The sequence below is a fragment of the Marinovum sedimenti genome (assembly GCF_054052205.1).
In genome coordinates this window covers 3,115,720-3,136,427 of sequence record NZ_CM133223.1, presented here as the reverse complement: position 1 = coordinate 3,136,427, position 20,708 = coordinate 3,115,720, and the positions used below count along the sequence as shown (strand labels likewise).

The 20,708-nt window shown below is 62.8% G+C and carries 9 protein-coding genes; 5 read left to right on the top strand and 4 right to left on the bottom strand.

Annotation, left to right across the window (positions count from 1 at the left end; genetic code table 11):
* Positions 1-9: 9 nt before the first annotated feature.
* On the bottom strand, positions 10-930 hold the full coding sequence (locus ACW9UO_RS15005; RefSeq protein ID WP_457086577.1) for a DMT family transporter: 921 nt from the start codon (positions 928-930) through the stop codon (positions 10-12).
* A gap of 75 nt (positions 931-1,005) precedes the next feature.
* Between ACW9UO_RS15005 and ACW9UO_RS15000 the strand changes: the two genes are divergently transcribed.
* The 4 genes from ACW9UO_RS15000 (at position 1,006) to ACW9UO_RS14985 (ending at position 5,065) form a co-directional block, all read left to right on the top strand.
* A complete protein-coding gene (locus ACW9UO_RS15000; RefSeq protein ID WP_457086576.1) occupies positions 1,006-2,637 on the top strand; it encodes an AMP-binding protein in 1,632 nt (543 codons plus the stop codon).
* 63 nt (positions 2,638-2,700) lie between these two features.
* The gene (locus tag ACW9UO_RS14995) at positions 2,701-3,906 is read left to right on the top strand and encodes a 3-deoxy-D-manno-octulosonic acid transferase (protein ID WP_457086575.1); all 1,206 of its coding nucleotides are present in this window, start codon (positions 2,701-2,703) and stop codon (positions 3,904-3,906) included.
* Between the two features lie 137 nt (positions 3,907-4,043).
* Positions 4,044-4,520, top strand: coding sequence for an NUDIX hydrolase (locus tag ACW9UO_RS14990; protein ID WP_457086574.1), 477 nt, complete (start codon positions 4,044-4,046; stop codon positions 4,518-4,520).
* 77 nt (positions 4,521-4,597) lie between these two features.
* Positions 4,598-5,065, top strand: coding sequence for a DUF1178 family protein (locus tag ACW9UO_RS14985; protein ID WP_457086573.1), 468 nt, complete (start codon positions 4,598-4,600; stop codon positions 5,063-5,065).
* A 229-nt stretch (positions 5,066-5,294) separates the two neighbouring features.
* Here ACW9UO_RS14985 and groL read toward each other — a convergent pair whose 3' ends face one another.
* The 3 genes from groL to ACW9UO_RS14970 all read right to left on the bottom strand — a co-directional run bounded on the left by groL (position 5,295) and on the right by ACW9UO_RS14970 (position 20,338).
* Positions 5,295-6,941, bottom strand: a complete 1,647-nt coding sequence (groL, locus tag ACW9UO_RS14980) for a chaperonin GroEL (RefSeq protein ID WP_457086572.1) — start codon at positions 6,939-6,941, stop codon at positions 5,295-5,297.
* A gap of 60 nt (positions 6,942-7,001) precedes the next feature.
* Complete coding sequence (groES, locus tag ACW9UO_RS14975; RefSeq protein ID WP_457086571.1) at positions 7,002-7,289, bottom strand: co-chaperone GroES; 288 nt, start codon at positions 7,287-7,289, stop codon at positions 7,002-7,004.
* A gap of 314 nt (positions 7,290-7,603) precedes the next feature.
* Entirely contained in the window at positions 7,604-20,338 is a 12,735-nt protein-coding gene (locus tag ACW9UO_RS14970) for a DUF7933 domain-containing protein (protein WP_457088671.1), read from the bottom strand.
* Here ACW9UO_RS14970 and ACW9UO_RS14965 point away from each other — a divergent pair.
* A complete protein-coding gene (locus ACW9UO_RS14965) occupies positions 20,241-20,651 on the top strand; it encodes a hypothetical protein (protein WP_457088689.1) in 411 nt (136 codons plus the stop codon). The genes ACW9UO_RS14970 and ACW9UO_RS14965 overlap by 98 nt on opposite strands.
* Positions 20,652-20,708: the final 57 nt, after the last annotated feature.

The following is a 20,708-nucleotide window of genomic DNA, read 5'->3' as shown; positions in this document are numbered from 1 at the left end:
GGCGCGACGCTACTCTTTGCGCAGACGCCAGACAATCACCAACCCGGCGCCAGCGATCAGGGTGATGCCCGCAACCTCGTTCCAGCCCACCGTATGGCCGAACATTACAAAGGCGGCGAGCGGGCCGAAGATGAACACCGAATATTCAAACACCGCCACATAAGAGGCATCGCCAAGCGCATAGGCGCGGGTCAACAGCCCGACGCCGAGCACCGAAAACACCGCCTGGATCAACACCAGCAGATGCACCAGCGGCGACATCGGCCAGACCCAGCCGCGCGTCACGAAACCTGCGGCACCGGGGGCAACGTCGGGCTGCCACAGGGCGACGCCCGCCAATCCCGACACGCCGATGATCCCCTGGATCACGAACATCGCAAACAGCATCGCCATCACATCCTCACCCGCGCAGACCGTGCGGGTGGCAATCGCGCCCAAGGCATAAAACAGCCCGCCAAACACCGGCAAAAAGGTCGCGAGGCTGAGGCTGGCGGGATCGGGGCTGAGCACCACAAGGATGCCGACGAAGCCCATGCTTACCGCCAAAACGCGCCACGGCCCGATGGGCTGGCGCAGGGCCAAAGCGGTGATCACCAGCACAAACACCGGCGAGGTGAACAGGCCCGAGAGCGCTTGGGCAATCGGCATCACCGAGAGCGCGCCGAAGTAGAACAGCATCGAGGTCGACAGCAGCGCGCCGCGCAACACCACCGCCCAAAGCCTGCGCGGGGTCAACGCCCCCAGCCCCAGACGCGCCGCCAAGATGACCACCGGCAGCGCCAGCACCATGCGCCAGGTATAGAACTGCCATATGCCGATTTCGCCCGCGATCAGCGGCACCGCGTTGTCGATCACCCCGATCACGGCCATTGCGCCCAGCATCGAGGCAGCCGCCGCCATCGGGCGGGTTTGTAGTATTGTTGTGCTCATGGCCCTACCGATCATCTTGCGGGTGCGCTGTCTTGCCCTATAACGACATTATGTGATTGAAAACGGGAGATTGTGATGGGCTGGCTCAAGGATGAAACCGGTCTGGACCGGACCCCGGCAAACTTTGTTCCGCTCACACCGCTGTCGATGTTGATCCGCGCGGCGCGCATCTTTCCCGAGCGGCTGGCCGTGGTCTATGGCCCGCATCGCAAGACCTATGCCGACTATTACGCGCGGTGTTCGCGGTTGGCTTCGGCTTTGGCGCAGGCGGGCGTGGTGCCCGGCGATGTGGTGGCGACGGTGCTGCCCAATATCCCGGCGCAGGCCGAGGCGCATTTCGGCATTCCCGCCTGTGGCGCGGTGCTTAACACCATCAACACCCGGCTTGATCCCGATACCATCGCCTATATCCTTGATCACGGCGAGGCCAAGGTGGCGCTGGTGGATCCGCAGTTCCTGCCTGTCGTGACCGAGGCGACCCGCCGAATGGAGGGGCCAGCGCCGACGATCATCGAGGTGGCGGATACCCACGCCGGCTTCCCCGCCAGTGGCAAGCACATGGAATATGAGGATTTTCTTGCCACCGGCGACCCCGATTTCGCGTGGATCCTGCCCGAGGATGAGTGGGAGAGCATCGCGCTTAACTATACCTCTGGCACCACCGGGCGGCCCAAGGGCGTGGTCTATCATCACCGCGGTGCCTATCTTATTGCCATGGCGCAGCCGATTTCCTGGCGCATGGTGCTCTATCCAAAATACCTTACCATCGTGCCGCAATTTCACTGCAACGGCTGGTGTCATACGTGGATGATGCCGGTGGTCGGCGGCACGCTGGTGTCGTGCCGCGACATCACCGCCAAGGCGATTTTCGACGCGATTGCCGACGAAGGGGCCACGCATTTTGGCGGCGCGCCCATCGTGCTTAACCTGCTGATCAACGCGCCTGACTCTGAGCGCCGCCAATTTGACCACACCGTTGAGGTGCTGACCGCAGGCGCGCCCCCTGCCCCCGCGACCCTCGCCAAGATCGAGCCGATGGGGTTTAACATCACCCAGGTTTACGGCCTGACCGAGACCTATGGCCCCTCGACCGAATGCGTCTGGCGCGAAGATGACTGGGGCGACCTGGCGGGCGAAGACCGGGCGGCGATCAAGGCGCGGCAAGGCGTGGCGATGCCGATGATGGAGCATATCACGGTGATGGACGCCGAAAACATGGGCCAAGTGCCGATGGACAGCGGCCATCAGGGCGAGATCATGTTTCGTGGCAATGCGGTGATGAAAGGGTATTTCAAGAACCCCGAGGCGACGCAGGAGGCCTTCAAGGGCGGCTATTTCCACTCTGGCGACCTCGCCATTCAGCACCCCGACAGCTATATTCAGATCGCCGACCGCGCCAAGGACATCATCATTTCGGGTGGCGAAAATATCTCGTCTGTCGAGGTGGAAAACTGTCTGATGGCGCATGAGGCTGTGTCGCTCGCGGCGGTGGTGGCCAAGCCGGACGAAAAGTGGGGCGAAGTGCCCTGCGCCTTTGTCGAGCTGAAGGCCGGGCACGATGTGAGCGAGGCCGAGATCATTGCCTTTGCCCGCAGCAAACTTGCCGGTTTCAAGACGCCGAAAAAGATCGTATTTCAGGAGTTGCCGAAGACTTCGACCGGCAAGATTCAAAAATTCGAACTGCGCATTTTAGCCAAGGACCTGTAAATTTTCATGACGTCACCGGCATTGCCGATTTACAGGCTCTTTGTGTGCCTGGCCTGGCCCGTTGTGGCCGTTCTTCTGCTTTGGCGCGTGCTCAGCAGGCGCGAGGCGCTGTGCGATTGGGCGCAACGCATCGGGATTGCGCCCGGTGGCGCGCCGGGGCCGCATGTCTGGCTGCACGCGGCGTCTAACGGTGAGCTGACCTCGGCGCGGCCGGTTCTGCTGGCGTTGCAAGAGGCGCGGCCCGATCTCAAGCTGCTGATCACCACCAATTCGCTGACCGGTCGCGATTTGGCCCGTAAGTGGGAGATGTCGGGCGTGACCGCGCGGCTTGCGCCGCTTGATACCCGCTGGGCGGCCGGGCTTTTGCATCGGCGCTATGGGCTGGTGGGGCATGTGCTGCTTGAGGCCGAATTCTGGCCCAACCGGATTGCCGCGACCACCAATCGGGGCTTGCCAGTGGTGGCGCTTGGCGCGCGGTTGTCGCGCCGCACCTCGCAAAGCTGGCGCAAGATTTCGGTGCTGGCGCAACAGGTTCTGCACCGGCTGAGCTATGTGTCGCCGCAGGATGACGGCTCGCGCCGCCGGCTGTTGCAGCTTGGGCTAGAGCCAGCGCAGCTTGGCCCGGTGCTGGATCTCAAGGCGTTTTTCACCCCGCCGCCCAGCCTCACACCGGAGCCTGCGTTTCTGGAGAGGTTTAACCGTGGGGCGACGTGGCTGGCGGCCTCGACCCATGAGGGCGAAGAAGATATTGTGATCGCCGCCCATCGCAGGCTGTTGGAAAGCTGGCCCGAGGCGCGGCTGATCATTGCCCCCCGCCACCCCCGGCGCGGCGGCGAGATCGCGGCGATGGTGCGCCAGGCGGATATGGGGGCGGCGTTGCGCTCGGCCGGGGATGCGCCGCGCGACGGGGCGGTTTATATCGCCGATACGCTGGGCGAGATGCCGCTGTGGTACAAGCTGGCGGGCACCACCTTTATCGGCGGCTCGCTGGTGGAAAAAGGCGGCCACACCCCGTTTGAGCCCGCCGTGTTTGACAGCACGTTGCTGCATGGCCCGCACACCAGCAACTTTACCCGGATCTTCCGCTTGCTTGATATCTCCGGCGCCGCGATCCAGGTCGAAGACGCCGACGACCTTGCCAGCGCGCTGTTGCAATGCCGCGATGCGGATCGTCAAACCGCGATGCGGCGCAAGGCGCGTGACCAGCTCGATCAGCCTGCCGATCTGATGGAAGTGGTGCGACAATTGGCGGCGCGCCTGCCGGGGTGATCAGCAGCACAGGGTCGGCCCAGCGCAGGCGCAGCACAGCCGCAGTGCGGGGTTTTTTGCGCCACACGGATGCTTTCGAGGGTGACAGCGGGTGGGGTTCTTTCCTAACCTGCCTGCGATCAAACGGAGGGCACGGCATGTCCTATCATGACAAGGCGCAATTGCCGCTGACGGTGAAGGCGCGCCAAAAGGAAGAGATGCGCGCGCAGTTTGCCGCGCTCTGCTACCGTGTCGTGAATGACAAGGTCCAAGTGCTCTTGATCACCTCGCGCGGGCGCAAGCGCTGGATCATTCCCAAGGGCTGGCCAAGCCACAATGTGACCCCGGCACAGGGCGCGGCGATCGAGGCCTGGGAAGAGGCTGGCGTGACCGGACGCGCGCATAATCAATGCCTTGGGGTGTTTTCCTACATCAAGCTGAATGCCAAATCCGGCGCGCTGCCCTGCCTCGCGATGGTCTATCCGATCAAGGTCAAGAAGATGCACGACGACTATCCCGAGGTCGGGCAGCGGCGGCTGAAATGGGTGCGCCCCAGCAAGGCGGCGGCGCTGGTGTCAGAGCCGGAATTGGCGCAAATGCTGCGCCATTTCGATCCGCGGCGGCTTCGATTGTAGCACGCAGGATGCAGGCGCGGCGTTGAACTTTCGCGCCAAAGAGATATGTGTAGATAAGAACTTGCTAGGTGTTGGTGATGATTCACTATGCTTTGAAATGCACGGACAACCACAAATTCGAAAGCTGGTTTCAGTCGGCTGCCGCCTTTGACAAACTCAAAGGTGCGGGCATGGTGGCCTGTGCCATCTGCGGCAGCAGCGCGGTGGATCGTGATGTGATGGCCCCGCGCGTGTCGCAAGGCAGTGAGGCACCGGGGCCGCAGGCCAAACCGCAAGACCGGCCCCAAAACGGGCCGCACAAAGGCCAGCTATCGGGCCCCGCCTCGCCTGCCGAACAGGCGCTGGCCGAGATCAAGAAACACATCGAGAAGAATTCCGACTACGTGGGCCGCGATTTTGCCCGCGAGGCCCGCGCCATCCATTTGGGCGAAGCGCCCGAGCGTGCGATTTACGGCGAGGCCCGCCCCGAAGAGGCGCGCAAACTGGCCGAAGAAGGCGTGCCGATTGCGCCGCTGCCGTTCCGTCCGGGGCGCAAGTCGAACTGACGCCGGGACCGGCTGTACCACACCATTTCTAATCTGCGCGGGACATGCCGCCGATTTCGGTCGGGCGGTGTGTGCTGCTGTTTGGCTGGGCTGGCGCTGTTTGGCTGGGCTGGCCCGTGCAACAACGCGCTAGGTTTGGCGCGACGCAGGATCAACCGGCCAAACCCCAAGCACAAAAAAGGGGCCGCCCGCAGGCGACCCCTAAAATCTTCCGGTTAGAAGGCGTGATTTACATCATGCCGCCCATGCCGCCCATGCCGCCCATATCGGGCATGCCGCCGCCAGCGCCGGCTTTCTCGGGCTTGTCGGCAACCATGGCTTCGGTGGTGATCAGCAGACCAGCAATCGATGCCGCGTCTTGCAGAGCCGTCCGAACAACTTTGGCAGGGTCGATCACGCCGAATTTGAACATGTCGCCATATTCTTCGGTTTGAGCGTTGAAGCCAAACTTGGGGTCGTCGCTTTCGCGGATTTTGCCAGCCACAACCGAACCGTCAACACCAGCGTTCTCAGCGATCTGACGCAGCGGCGCTTCAAGCGCCTTGCGAACGATCGAGATACCAACGTTCTGGTCGGAGTTGTCGCCTGTCAGACCTTCGAGCACTTTGCCCGCTTGGATCAGAGCCACACCACCGCCAACAACGATGCCTTCTTGAACAGCAGCGCGGGTCGCGTTCAGAGCATCGTCAACACGGTCTTTGCGCTCTTTCACTTCGACTTCGGTCATGCCGCCAACGCGGATAACAGCAACACCGCCGGCCAGTTTGGCCACGCGCTCTTGCAGTTTTTCACGGTCGTAATCGGACGTGGTTTCTTCGATCTGGGTACGGATCTGGGAAACGCGCGCTTCGATTTCGGCTTTCTCGCCGGCACCGTCAACGATGGTGGTCTCGTCTTTGGTGATGGTCACTTTCTTGGCGGTGCCAAGCATGTCCATTGTCACCGACTCGAGCTTCATGCCCAGGTCTTCCGAGATCACTTGACCGCCGGTCAGGATCGCGATGTCTTGCAGCATGGATTTGCGGCGATCGCCGAAACCAGGTGCTTTGACAGCTGCGATTTTCAGGCCGCCGCGCAGTTTGTTGACCACGAGGGTCGCCAGCGCTTCGCCTTCAACGTCTTCGGCAATGATCAGCAGCGGCTTTTGCGACTGGATCACTTGCTCGAGCAGCGGAACCATCGGCTGGAGCGACGACAGTTTCTTTTCGTGCAGCAGGATCATGCAGTCTTCGAGGTCTGCAATCATCTTGTCGGAGTTGGTCACGAAGTAAGGCGACAGGTAGCCGCGGTCGAACTGCATGCCTTCGACAACATCAGTCTCGGTTTCGAGACCTTTGTTTTCTTCGACGGTGATCACACCCTCGTTGCCGACTTTCTGCATCGCGTCAGCAATTTGCTGGCCGATTTCTTTTTCGCCGTTGGCGGAGATGGTGCCAACCTGCGCGACTTCGGCGCTGTCGGACACGTCACGCGACGCGGCTTTGATCGCTTCGACAACTTTGGAAGTCGCCAGATCGATGCCACGCTTGAGGTCCATCGGGTTCATGCCAGCGGCAACCGATTTCAGGCCTTCTTTGACGATGGCTTGCGCCAGAACCGTTGCGGTGGTGGTGCCATCGCCGGCTTCGTCGTTGGTGCGGGAAGCGACTTCCTTCACCATTTGTGCGCCCATGTTTTCGAACTTGTCTTCGAGTTCGATTTCCTTGGCAACCGATACACCGTCTTTGGTGATGCGCGGTGCGCCAAAGGATTTGTCGAGCACAACGTTACGGCCTTTGGGGCCGAGTGTAACCTTGACCGCGTCAGCGAGGATGTTGACACCCTTCAGCATCTTGTTGCGGGCATCGGTGGCGAATTTGACGTCCTTGGCAGACATTTATGTCTCTCCTTGACTTGAAATTTCTAGGGAAGCGGGTGGCGCACCACCCGGCGACAATCAGGCGATAACGCCCATGATGTCGCTTTCCTTCATGATGAGCAGCTCTTCGCCGTCCAGCGTGATCTCAGTGCCCGACCATTTGCCGAACAGGATCTTGTCGCCGGCTTTGACGTCCAGATCGATGCGAGCGCCGTTGTCGTCACGCGCGCCTGCGCCAACCGAAACAACTTCACCTTCCTGAGGCTTTTCTTTCGCGCTATCAGGAATGATCAGCCCGCCTTTGGTTTTTTCTTCGCTCTCGGTGCGACGTACCAGCACGCGGTCATGCAGCGGTGTAAATGCCATCTTTGCAGCTCCTTGGCTCAAAGTTCTGTTTCAGTCTCCCCCTCCTCGGAGGGGTATTAGCACTCACCCTGTGTGAGTGCTAACGACGCATAGCTAAGGTTTAGCCTGCGACCTGTCAACGCGTTTGCCAAAATTTTTCACGCGCAGGTCGCGGTGCTGTCATAGGCCCTGCCCGGCGCTGGGGTTGGCCATGCTTGGGTGCCAAAACGCGCCCGGTCAGACCCCTGCTGGCGGGTTTTACCCAGTCCCCCCAGCCCGAAAACGAAAAACGCGGGCCTGAGCCCGCGTTCCTCAATCGTTTCTGGTGGCCGGTGTCAGCGCAGCGGCACTTCCACCATGAACTCGACGCCCCAGCTTTCAAAATCGCTGCCGATGCCGTCGTAGCTGCCGCCAAAGTGCACCCGTCCGCCGTTTGTGCCCTGAACGGTCAGACCCGCCTTCAGCCTGCCGCGCCAGCCATCCGCGCCCGTCGCATCATCCTGCGTCAGCGTCACACCTTCGGTTTCGGAATGCTGATAGATCGCATTCAACCCGAATTCCGGCCGATAGGTGATGCCATTGGCGTCAATGAAGTTGCCGCTGATGGTTGGGCCAAGCTTCACTTCGCCAATCGAGATGGTCTGGCTCGGGATGCCGACGTTGAGCGAATCGGTATAGCTGTCCTGAGTTTCCTCATAGTAGCTAAAGCTCGCCGTTGGCCGGATCATCCATGGCCCGTTTTCGATCTCACCGGTGAGGCTTGCGTTGGCCAGCCAGCGGGTGGTGTCGAAGTCATCGGTGTAGGTGTTGAACGGGCTGATCTGGTTGCGCGAGGTGCCCGCCGCGAGACGGCCATCAAAGTACAGATGTTGCCCAAGCCGCGCCGTCACATATGGCCCTGCCATCCAGCCCTGCCCCGACACCTTGCTGTTGTCGCCATAAAGCTTGGCGTCGTCGAATTGCAGCATCACCCCCACCAGCACGTCCTGGTTCACAAGGTAATCCGCTCCGACATAGCCAATGGCAAAGTGGCCATCGTCGTTGCCGGCGGTTTCGAACTTCTTGTACGTCCCCTCGACCCAGACATCGAAACGCTGATCCTCAACAAAGCCGATCCCGTCGGTATCGCCGTGTGCAAGGGCCAGGCTTTCCGCCGCCATCCGCATCTGGCGCCAGCTGGTCGAGAAGCTGTAGTTGCCCGATTGTGCCGATTTGAAGTCATACGAGAACGGCAGGAAGGCTTGCAGATCGCCGTTGGAATAGCTGAGCTGCGTTGCCCCGCCAAAGCCGCGGTTCAGGCGGTCAAAGCGACGGCCCGCTCCCGGCTCGGACGACAGGATCAGCGTGCCGCGCGTTTTCAGGAAAGTGTTGATTTCGTCGATGGTTTTCTGCCGGGTGGCAATCGAGCTGAAGGTACAGACCACATTTTCACCCGGTTCGATCACCGCTGTCAGCTCGCGACGGCTCGCATTGCCGGTGGAGTTGGCATCGGTGCAGGTGATCGCGTCGGTGCCCTGCCCGTCGGGCGGAGTTTGGGCGATCACATGCGTTCCGGCGGCCACGAAGACCGGGCCAAAGCGGCCGGTTCCGCCACTGGTGGCGATGGTAAAGTTCAGCGCACCGGTGGTGGACGAGAAGCCAAAGCTGCCGTCTTCGTTGGTGGTTTGAACGATGGTCAGCGTGCCCTCGGGGGCCTGCTCGACCCGCAATTGCGGGTTGGCCGCGTTGGTGTTGCCCAGCGATGTCGCCGCAGGGCCCGCCGCCGCCGTATAGGTGCCCACAACGTCCGAGCCGACCGTCGCCGTGATCAGACACTGCTGGCCCGGTGCGATGGTGCCCACCGAAGCCGTCAGCGTATCGCCCGCCTGTGCCAGCGAGACCGCGCCACCGCAACCGGCACTGCCGGTCGGGGTGCCGGGCACCACATAGCTGACCCCGGCTGGCAGGGTCGCCGTCAGCGAGGTGCCATTGGCCGCCACCAGCGCCGCCCCGTTGTCGATCTGGATCGACAGGACCGAGGTTTGGCGCGTCTGGATGGTCGACGGTGTAAAGCTGGCCGTCAGGGTTGGGGCCGGCGCAGGTGTCACGGCAAGCGTTGCCGTGGCGGTGCCGGAATTGCCCAAGCTGGAGGTCAGATCGCCGCTCACTGGCGAGATGCTGCCCGAGGCTGACGTCTGCACGCCCACCTCGACCTGGCAGCTTGCCCCTGCCGCGACGGTGCCGCTGCTCAGGCCAAGCGATGCCGCGCCTGCCGTTGCCGTGACACTGCCCGCGCACGTGTTGCTGACAAGCGTGGCCGACGACACGGTGAGCCCGCCGATCAACGGCAATGTGACGTCAAGCGCCTCTGCCGGGACCTGCGAGGCGCTGTTGTCGATGATCAGGCTGACCACCGATGTCGCGCCCTGCACCACGCTGGCCGGGGTAAAGGCCATCGCCACGCCGGGGGCCGGAGCCGCCAGCACTTCGATCGCCGCCGCAGCCGCGCCGGAATTGCCCAGCGATGACGTAAGATCGCCGGTGGTGAGGTTGGGATTGCCCGCATCCGAGGTCTGAATTCCGACCTCGATCACACAGCTTGCCCCGGCGGGCACTGTCCCGCCCGAAAGGCCAAGCGAAGACCCAGCAGCGAGCGCCGACAGGGTGCCGCCGCAAGAGTTGCTCACCACTTCCGCCGTCGACACCGTCAAGCCTGCGCTCAGTGGCAGGGTGAAGGCCAAGGCCTCCGCCGCGACTTGTGCGGTGCTGTTGTCGATGGTGAACACCGCTGTCGACGTTGTGCCCTGCACCACGCTGGCCGGATCGAAGGCCATCGCAAAGCCTGGCAGTGGCGCCGGTGTGATTTCAACCGTTGCCCGCGCTGTACCGGAATCGCCCAGCGACGAGGTGAGGCTGCCAGTGTCCAACAGCAAGTTGCCTGCGTCTGCGGACTGAATGCCAACCTCGATGGCGCAGGTCGCGCCCGCCGCCACACTGCCATCGGCGAGGCTAAGAGACCCCGCTCCGGCTGCTGCATTCACAGTCCCGCCACAGGTGTTGCCGACCACTTGTGCCGAAGACACCGTAAGACCGCCACTCAGCGGCAATGTCACCGCAAGCGTATCCGCCGACACCAGCGACGTGCTGTTGTCGATGGCAAGACGCACCGTGGTGGTCGCCCCTTGCACAAAGTTGGACGGATCAAACGACATGGCAATCCCCGGAGGGGTGGCCGCCAGCACCGCCAGATTGGCCGTTGCGCTGCCGGAATTCCCCAGGTTCGAGGTCAGGTCGCCGGTTGTCGGGTTAAGGTCGCCCGCCGCCGACGTCTGAATGCCGACTTCCACCGCACAGCTCGCGCCAGCGGCAAGCACGCCGCCCGCGAGGCTGAAGGACGCCGCCCCAGAGGGGGCCGCAACGGCACCGCCACAAGAGTTGCTTACCAGTGCGGCTGTCGAGACGGTCAACCCGTTGGCCAACGGCAGGATGACGTTAAGATCGCTCACCCCCACCAGTGCCGCAGCATTGCCGATGTCGACGCGCACAACGGTTGTTGCGCCCTGCACCACGCTGGCCGGATCAAACGACAGGGCCACTGTCGGCACCGGGGCGGTGATCACCGCAAGCGATGCACTGGCCGCGCCGGAATTGCCAAGGTTTGAGGTCAGATCGCCGGTCATCGAATCGAAGGTGCCTGCGTCTGTGGTCTGAACCGCGACAGAAATCCGGCACGCCGCACCTGCGGCAAGAGTCCCGCCGCTGAGAGCAATGCTCGATGCGCCCACGGGCGCAGTTGTGGTGCCCCCGCAGGTGTCTGTCACCACGCCAGCCGCCGCAACGCTCAGGCCTGCGGGCAAGGGCAGCGTCACTGCCAGCGCTTCCGCCGCAACCAGAGCCGTGGCGTTGTCGATGCCAAGGCTCACGGTGGTCGTTGCGCCCTGCACCACGCTGTCGGGGTTAAACGACAGTGCAAGCGAGGGCAGCCCTGCCGCGATCACCCGCAAGTTGGCGGTGGCCGGGCCGGAATTGCCAAGGCTCGAGGTCAGATCGCCGGTCACCGGATCAAAGGAGCCTGCATCCGAGGTCTGGATGCCGACTTCGATCAGGCAACTGCCGCCCGCCGCGATAAGTCCGCCGCTAAGGTCAACCGACGCTGAGCCCACATCCGCCGTCAAAGTGCCGCCGCAGGTGCTGCTTACGATGCCCGCTGCTGACACGGTCAGACCGGCTGGCAAGGGCAAGGTCACTGCAAGCGTCTCGGCCGCGACCAAAGCAGTGGCATTGTCGATGGCAAGGCGCACGGTCGAGGTTTCGCCCTGCACCAAGCTGGCCGGGTCGAATGACATCGCAAGTGCTGGAGCATCTGCCGCAGTTACCGTCAGCGACGCGGTTGTCGGGCCGGAATTGCCAAGGCTCGAGGTCAGGTCGCCAGTCACCGGATCGAAAGTGCCCGCATCCGAGGTTTGGATGCCAACTTCGATCAGGCAGCTGCCCCCCGCCGCGATAAGTCCGCCGCTGAGGTCAACCGACGCTGTGCCCACATCCGCCGTCAAAGTGCCGCCGCACGTGTCGCTTACGATGCCCGCCGATGACACGGTCAGACCGGCTGGCAAAGGCAAGGTCACTGCCAGCGCCTCGGCCGCGACCAAGGCGGTGGCATTGTCGATTGCAAGGCGCACGGTGGTCGGCGCGCCCTGTTCGACGCTGGCCGGATCGAACGACATGGCAAGCGTTGGCAGACCGGCTGCAATCACTGTCAGTGTCGCGGTTGCGGTGGCGGAATTGCCAAGGCTCGTGGTCAGATCACCGGTCACCGGATCGAAGGTACCTGCATCCGAGGTCAAAATGCCGACCTCGATCAGACAACTGCCCCCCGCCGCGACAGTGCCGCCGCTGAGCTCAATCGCGCCTGTGCCTGCAGTCGCCGTCAAGGTGCCGTTGCACGAGTTGCTCACGATCCCCGCCGCCGACACCGTCAGCGCGGCGGGCAGGTTCAAGGTAAAGGCCGCATCCGTCGCCGCGACAAGTGCGCCGCCGTTGGAGATGTTGAAGCTGGCAACACTGGTGCCGCCCTGCTCAACGCTGTCCGGGGCAAATGCCATCGAGAACAGCGGGATATCCGCAGGCTGCACCCGCAGGGTATCACTGGCTGTGCCGGAATTGCCCTGATCGGTGGTGAGATCGCCCGAGGTGGTCACGAAATCCCCGACGTCCGTGCCGAGAACCTGCGCGCTAAGCGTACAGGTGCCGCCCGCTGCGATCACCCCGTCGAACAGCGCAATGCTGGTGCCGCCGGGATTGGCCACTGCGGACCCACCACATGTTGAGGTAAGCATCGGGTCGCCCGCAAGCTGTAGCGGGGCTGGCAGATCAACGATCACCGTGGCCCCCGTGGCCGCCAGCGACGAGGCGCTGTTGTCGATGCCGATCTCAAGCGCGCTTTCGCCGCCTTGGGCAATCGGGCTGGTGAGATAGGCCAGCGACAGGCTCGCCAGAGGCTGCATGTTCAGCGGGGCCGAAGCCGGGCCGGAATTGCCAAGATTAGAGGTCAGATCCCCGGTGAGCAGTGTCACATCGCCCGGTGTCGAGGTCGCCAGAGCCACATCGATTTCGCAGATGCCGCCCGCCGCCACGATCCCGTTGGCCAGCGTGATCACGCTGCTGCCCGGTGTCGCGGTGACAGTGCCGCCACAGGTCGCGGCGGTGGCGCCCGCAGGCCCCACAGTGACGCCGCCGCCCAAAGGCAGGCTGACCGACAGGGTGTCGGCCGCAACCGCGGCTGCGGAGTTGTCGATGGTGAAGGTCACAAGCGACGCCGCGCCTTGCACCAGCACCGACGGATCGGTGGCCAGCGTAAACACCGGCACCTCAGCGCCATTGACGATCAACGTATCGCGGGCCGAGCCGGAATTGCCTTGGCTGGTGGTCAGATCGCCGCTGATGGTTTCAAAGCTGCCGACGCCGGCGCTTTGGACATTGGCCGAGAACGTACAGCTTAGCCCTGCCGCAACATTGGCGCGCGACAGGTTGATGAGGGTGCCGCCCGCGTTTGCCGTGAAGGCCCCGCCGCAGAGGTTGGCGGCATCCACCGGATCGGCCAGCACAAGCCCGCCGGGCAGTGCCAGCGACACATCGGCATTGGACGCGGCCAGCGTAGAGCCGGTGTTGTCGATGGTGAATTGCAGCGTGCTGACGTCGCCCTGCACCACCGGATTGGAGAGGTAGGTCAGGTCCAGTACCGGCAATGGCGACACAGCAATCGCCGATGTGGCGGGGGCACTGGTGCCAAGGGTCGAGGTCAGATCGCTGGTCAGCGCGGTGAAATTGCCGACGGCGGTGCCGCGCACCTGAACACTGATTTGACAGAAGGCTGCGGCCCCAAGACTGCCCGCACTAAAGGCAATATCGGCGGTGCCCGGCGTGGCCGTCACAGTGCCGCCGCAGGGGGTGGCCCCGGCGCCCGACACGACCTCAAGGCCCGCAGGCAGGGTGAGGGTAAAGGCCAGATCGTCAGCCGCGACCAAGGCGGCGCCATTGTCGATCCGGAAATCGGCGGCAGAGGTGCCACCATTGGCGATGACCGCTGGATCAAAGGCCATGGTAAAGCCGGGCGCCGGGGCCGAAGTGACCTCAAGCGCGGCGGTTGCGGTGCCGGAATTGCCAAGGCTGGTGATCAGATCGCTGGTCACCGGGTTGAACGTGCCTGGCGCAGAGGTATCGACCCCCACGGCCAAGCTACAGCTGCCGCGCGCCGCAATCGTGCCGTCGATCAGGCCGATCACATCGGTGCCGTCCACTGCCTCGGGCGTGCCGCCACAGGTGTTTTCGCTAAGGCCCGCCGCTGACACCGTCAGCCCCGCAGGCAACGTGAGCGAGAAGCCCGCTGTTTCGGCATCAACAAGGCCGAGGGCGTTGTCGATGGTGAACCGCACCGACGTAGGTGCGCCCTGCACAACGCTGGCCGGATCAAAGACCATCGCAAAGCTCGGTTCTGGCGCGGCGGTGACGGTAAGCTCGGCTGTTGCCGGTCCCGAGGTGCCAAGGGTGGTGGTCAGTTCGCCGGTCAACGGGTTGAACGTGCCCGCCGAGGAGGTCTGCACCCCGACTTCGACGATACATCTTTCGCCCGCTGAAATGGTGCCACCGGCGAGGCCGATCACATCAGTGCCGCTGATCGCATCAGGGGTGCCGCCGCAGGTGTTGGCGGTCAGACCCAAGTCCGAAACCGTCAGCCCCGCAGGCAAGGTGAGCGAGAACAGCGCATCATTGGCCGGAACAAGCGCGGCAAAGTTATCGATGGTAAAGGTCACTGACGAGGTTTCGCCCTGCTCAACTGTGTCCGGAACGAAACCCATCGCAAAGGTGGGTTCCGGGGCCGGTGTCACCTCAAGCGTGGCGGTCGCGGTCGAGGAATTGCCAAGGCTGGTGATCAGATCGCTGGTGACCGGATCAAAGATGCCCGCCGACGTGGCTTGCAGCCCGATCTCAAGCGTACAGCTGGTGCCCGCCGCGATCACGCCATCGGTCAGCCCGATGGTATCGGTGCCAAACACCGCCACAGGAGAGCCGCCACAGGTGTTGTCCATAAGGCCCGCAGACACTGTTACGCCCGCAGGCAAGGACAGCGCGAAACCCGCATCATTGGCCGCAACAAGCGCGCTGGTGTTGTCGATTGTGAAGCTCACCGTAGTGAGGTTGCCCTGCACGATGCTGGCGGGATCGAAGGCCATCGCAAAGCCGGGTTCCGGAGCCGCTGTGACCTCAAGTTCGGCGGTTGCTGGCGCAGCGGCGCCAAGGCTGGTGGAAAGCTCGCTGGTCAACGGATTGAACGTGCCCGCCGTGGCGGTTTGCACGCCCACCACAAAGGTACAGATGTCGCCTGCTGCGATTTCGCCGTTGGTCAAGCCGATCTGATCGGAGCCGGGAACGGTTTCGGTGGTGCCGGCGCAGGTGTTGGACAAACGGACCGCTGCGGACACGGTCAGCCCGGCTGGCAGGGTCAGCGAAAAGCCCGCTGTGTTGGCCGGAACCAAAGCGCTGGCGTTGTCGAGCGTGAAGGTCACCGACGAGGTTGCACCCTGCACAACGCTGGCCGGATCAAAGGCCATCGCAAAGCCGGGCACGGGGGCCGGGTCGACCGTCAGCTGATCGCTGGCAAGGTTGGACGTGCCTTGGCTTGTCATCAGAACGCTTGTGGTCGAGGTAAAGGTGGCCGGTGTCGAGGTGCGAATTTCGGCGGAAAAAGTACAGAGTCCGCCCGCTGCGATGGTGGCACCGGTGATGCTCACGCTGTCGCTGCCAGGGTCGGCAGTAAGAGTGCCGCCACAGGTGTTGGAGAGTGCGGGCACATTGGCCACGCGCAGCGCCGCATCCAGTGTCAGGCTGACAGCGCCATTGCTGGCCCCGAGCGACGAGGCACTGTTATCAATGGTGAATTGCAGCGTGCTGGCCGCGCCTTGCGCCACCGGATCGTCAAGATAGGCAAGCGACAGCACCGGCTGCGGCTCGACCACAATGCGGTCGGTTATGGTGCCGGAATTGCCCAGCGAAGACGTGACATCGCCGGTCACCGGGTCAAATGTCCCGGCGGCAGCGGCGGTCAGGATCTCGACTTCGATGGCACAGCCCTGCCCCGCAGGGATCGTGCCGCCCGTCAGGGTAATGGACCCGGTGCCGGCATCCGCAACGACAGTGCCGTTACAGGAGTTGGCCAAAAGCCCGCGGTCCGAGACTGTCATCCCGCCGGTCAACGGCAGGGTGAACGCCACATCGTTGGCAGCAACCAAGGCGGTAAAGTTGCCGATCACAAAGGTCAGCGCCGAGGTTTGCGTGGTCGAGACCACATCGGGCAAGAAGCTCATCGAAGCGGTCGGGGTCGGGGCATTGTCGACCTCAAGGTCGGCCGACGTCGGGCCGGAATTGCCCTGCGAGGAGGTCAGATCGCCAGCGGTCACGGTCTGGGTCCCGCTTGACGAGGTCTGGATGCCCACGGTCATGGCACAGCTCGTGCTGGCCCCGACGCTGCCGCCGGTAAGCTGGATCGTGGTGCCGTTCGCCGCTGCGGTGGGGGTGCCGCCACAGGTGTTCGCGCTCACTTCGGCGGCGGTGATGGTCAGGCCCTCGGGCAATTCTGCGCTGAAGTCGAGCGCATTGGCGCCCACAAGGGCCGCGTTGTTGTTGATGGTAAAGGTCAGGTTTGCTGTCGCGCCCTGCACCACGTTTTCCGGCGCAAAGGCGGCGGTGAACAGCGGCGCATCCGCAGGGCTGACGGTCAGCGTGTCAGTGGCGGTGCCGGAATTGCCCCGCGAGGTGGTGAGATCGCCACTGGTGGTCACGAAATCGCCATCCGCCGAGGTCAGCACTTCGGCGGTGAAGGCACAGCTGCCGCCTGCGGCCACAGTGCCGCCGGACAGCGACAATGTTGTGCTCCCAGGATCGGCGGTAAAGGTGCCACCACAGGTGTTGGACGCGCCCGAGGGCGTATCGATCACGAGGCCCGCAGGCAGGTCGATCTGCACCTGCGCCAAAGTGGCGGGCAGGCTTGAACCGGAATTCCCGATCAGGAACTGCACCGTGGCTGGCGCGCCTTCGACAACTGGGTTGTCGAGATAGGTCAGCGCGGCTGTCGGCGCCGGTTGCACCGACAGCGTATCGCTGGCGTTGCCCGAGTTGCCGGAACTGGAGGTCAGATCGCCGGTGGTGTTGATTTGGTCACCCGAGGCCACGGGTTGCACAATTACTTGCACGGTACAGATGGACCCGGCGGAAACGGTGCCGCCCGACAGCGCCACGGTGCCGGTGCCCGCGACTGCGGTAACACTGCCGCCACAGGTTGAGTTGGCCGGCGTGGTGCCAACGGTCATGCCCGCAGGCAGATTGTCGGTGAAATCAAGCGCGCTTGCGGCAAGGGCCGAGGCGGAGTTGTCGATGGTCAGCGTCAGGCTCGAGGTTTCGCCAATGCCGATCGTGTCGGGCGCAAAGGATTTGGCGAAAGTCGGCGCGGGCTCGATTGTCACACTGTCCGAGGCCGCGCTGGCGACCTCTATCCCATCGGCGGACAAAACCGAGGTGGTGTTGGTGTAATTGCCCGCCACAGCATTGGCCGGGATCGCGATATCAACGTCAAAGCTACAGGTTCCGCTGGGCGGCAGGCGGCCACCGGTAAACGACAGCGTGCTTGCGCCAGACAGGTTGGACCCTGCCCCACAGACATTGGCGCCGGTGCCCGAACTCGCCGTCGCGCCGGTCACGAAACCCGACAGATCATCGGTGAACGACAACTCGACAATGCCGCGTTCCGTGTCTCGGTTCTGGATGAAGATCCGCATTGTGGCGGTGCCGGTTGCCGTCGTGGAGGAGGACAGGAAGGTCTTGGTAAAGATCGGCCCCGCACCACTGCGCAGCAAAAAGCTGTCGCTGGCGGGCGGGCCAAAGGCCTCAACGCCGGACGCATCACCGGTCAGGATCGAGGTGGTGTTGGTGTAGCTGTCATCAAAGCCCGAGGCCGGCAATTGCACCGTGACCGAAAAACTGCACGACTCGGTCGGCGCAAGGCTGCCGCCGGAAAAGCTTAGGACCGAGGTGCCCGAAACGGTGCCGGTGCCACACACACTGCCCGCCGCAGGAAGGACGCTGGCGGTTGTGCCGGCCAACATCGCGCCAAGATCATCGGTGAAGGCAAGATTTTCGATGGTCTGACCGGTCGGGTTGGTCAGGGTAAACGCAAGCGACATCGTATCGCCCGGCGCAGCAAAGTCCTGATCGAAGGCTTTGGCAAAGGTGAGGGCCAGATCTTCGACTTGCAGCGCGGTACGCGCCGGTGCGGACGCCTTGTTCGTACCGCCGATGGTTGCCGATGTTGACGACGTGGCAAGAGGATAATCGTCGGCTGCGGCACCAGCCGGCACATCAAGCGTCACCGAGAAGGTACAGCTTCCCCCCGGCGCAAGCGAACCGTTCTGGAACACGAGAAAGGTTCCCCCGCTGACGTTGGAAAGAGCGCTGCCCGCACCACAAACGTCCGCAGCATCCGGCGATATGCTTGCCAGCCCGGGCAAATTGGCGTCCACATCAAGCGTAAAGACGGCATTCGAAGCCGCGTCTGACGCATTCGGGTTGGTCAGGGTGAATTCCAGGGTGGCTGTGCCGCCCGGCGTTGCAGGATTGTCGGTAATTGCCATCGCCACCACCAGCGGCATGGTGTTGCTCACGCTCAAATCGGCAGATGCCGGCGGGACGGTTTTCGCGATGCCATCGGCCGTCGCTGTAAGTTCGGACGTCGTATTTCTTACGTCGGCTTCCCCCGCGCCCAAAAGCACATTGATGGTGATCGTGCAGGTGCTGTCGGGTGCCAAAGAGCCGCCCGCATAGTCAAAGACGCTCGCGCCCGACCCATTGGTCGCCATGCCGCCACAGGTGTTCGACACCGCAGAATCGAAGGTCGAACCGAAATGGAAGGCATTAAGATCGTCGGAAAAGGCGATGCCCTCGGCAGTGGCGGTCGAGGAGTCGAGGTTCTCGATGGTGAACGTCAACTCGACAAGCGATCCCGGCGCGGCGGTGGAGGAGGCAAACGCCTTGGAAAACCGCATGTCTGCATTTGACTGAACGGTCAGCGTATCGGAGGCCGCAGGCCCGGTTACGGCGACCCCGCCGACCGTGGCCGAGATTTCCGAGGTGGTATTGAGGTAATCGCCGCCCGGAACATTGCCATCTACCGCAAGCCCGACCGAGAAAGTGCAGCTTCCGGACACCGCGAGTTCCATCCCGGAAAAGGTAGCCACCCCTGTAAAACTATCATAGCCGACCGCGCCGCCATTGCAAAACCCGAATGCCGGCAGGGATGGTGTCATGCCGCTGGGATTGGTCAACGCATCGGTAAATTCGATGTCGGTGGCCACGCCGGTGGAGCTTTGGTTGGTGATGGTGAATTCCAGCGTGGTGCTTTCACCCGGCAAAATCGGATTCGTGAGATAGGCCTTGGTCAACAGCGGCGCGGCGTTGTTCGCGTCAATGACGGTCAGGGTGTCTGTTGCGGGGTCTTTTATCGTGTTCCCGCCAAGGTTCAGGGTCACAGCCGACGTGGTGTTGCCGTAGTCTCCGCCTGCGGTATTGGCAGGAATATCGACCGCGACGGTAAAGCTGCATCGGTCCCGCATCGGCACAACGCCGCCGCTGAACGACAGGTTTGAATTTCCGCTAATCGTGGCCCCGCCGCACAACCCTGTGGGAATCGGGCCCGAAATGCTCGCACCGGCAAGGAATGCATTCAGATCGTCGGTAAAGCTGATGTCGACGGCATCATCGGTCGGCGACGCGTTGATCAGCTCAAACGTCAAATTGACGGTCTGTCCCGCGGTGACATCGCCCTCAAACCGCTTGACCAAGAGAAAGTCATCGCTCGCCAACGGGGCCACATCGACAAACACCGACGCGCGTTCGGTGGTACTAAAATTATTATAGCTGTAATCGTTCGACAGGGTGACGGGACCGGTGTCAGCCGCTGTGAGCCGGACTTCGACAAGGCATGACGTATTTGCGGATAAGAATACATTTTGAACGCTGATTGAGTTGCCAGTCGTCGTAGTTGATCCGACATTCCCGCATGTCGTGCGCAAATTCGAGGGAGACGACACAACAAACTGGTTTGGAAAGGTTTCAGACCAGCTGACCGACTGAAATCCCCCCCCGGTTTCAGTAAGTTCATAAGTCAGCGTGAGTTCGTCGCCGACCCGAAGCGCGCTCACGCTCGTGGTTTTCTCGAAATCGAGCAGCATCGCCTCGATGGTCAGAGTTTGCGGAAAGGTGCTGGCCTCGGCCACAACGCCGCCATTCGCGAAAAGCTGTGTGCTGCCAAGCTCGTATTCGCCTACGGCACTGCCCGTGACGATCACAGCCGTTTCACAGGATTCGCCCGGCCCGACTTGGCCATCGGTCAGGGCGATATCCGTGCCGCCATCGGCAGTGGTCAGCGTGGCATTAAAGCAATCGGTCGTGCCAACGCCGACCAAGTTCAGACCGGCTGGCAATGTATTGGAGAAGGCGACGTCGGTAATCCCGTCGGTGCCGTTATTTGAGATAGTAAAGGTCAGTTCCGAACTGGCACCGGTGTTAATCGTCGTGGGTGAGAAGCTTTGCTCGAAAGTAGCTTGTGCCGCCGCATCTGAGGCAATTGCGCTGCCCAAGACCACTGCGAACAAGACCGCAAACATCTGCTTTGCCCGAGAAAAACCCATGTCGAATGCCCCATTCGTTATTCAATTCCGGGCCAGGCCCGGCGTGTTAGAAAAGGCCGCCTCGGCGCTGTGGCCGCAGACGGATAAAAAGCCGCACAAGGGCGGCAGCGACGAGTGTCGCACGACACAGCCGAATCCGAACAATTGCTCGGCTGTCACGCTTTCGTAATCTAGATTTACCGGCCTGCGTTGTGACTGTTCTCACAAATTGCGTGGATCGGGCGGG

Coding starts and splice junctions, on each gene's coding strand:
- ACW9UO_RS15005 (WP_457086577.1), bottom strand. CDS start 930: ATGAGCACAACAATACTACAAACCCGCCCGATGGCGGCGGCTGCCTCG.
- ACW9UO_RS15000 (WP_457086576.1), top strand. CDS start 1,006: ATGGGCTGGCTCAAGGATGAAACCGGTCTGGACCGGACCCCGGCAAAC.
- ACW9UO_RS14990 (WP_457086574.1), top strand. CDS start 4,044: ATGTCCTATCATGACAAGGCGCAATTGCCGCTGACGGTGAAGGCGCGC.
- ACW9UO_RS14985 (WP_457086573.1), top strand. CDS start 4,598: ATGATTCACTATGCTTTGAAATGCACGGACAACCACAAATTCGAAAGC.
- groL (WP_457086572.1), bottom strand. CDS start 6,941: ATGTCTGCCAAGGACGTCAAATTCGCCACCGATGCCCGCAACAAGATG.
- groES (WP_457086571.1), bottom strand. CDS start 7,289: ATGGCATTTACACCGCTGCATGACCGCGTGCTGGTACGTCGCACCGAG.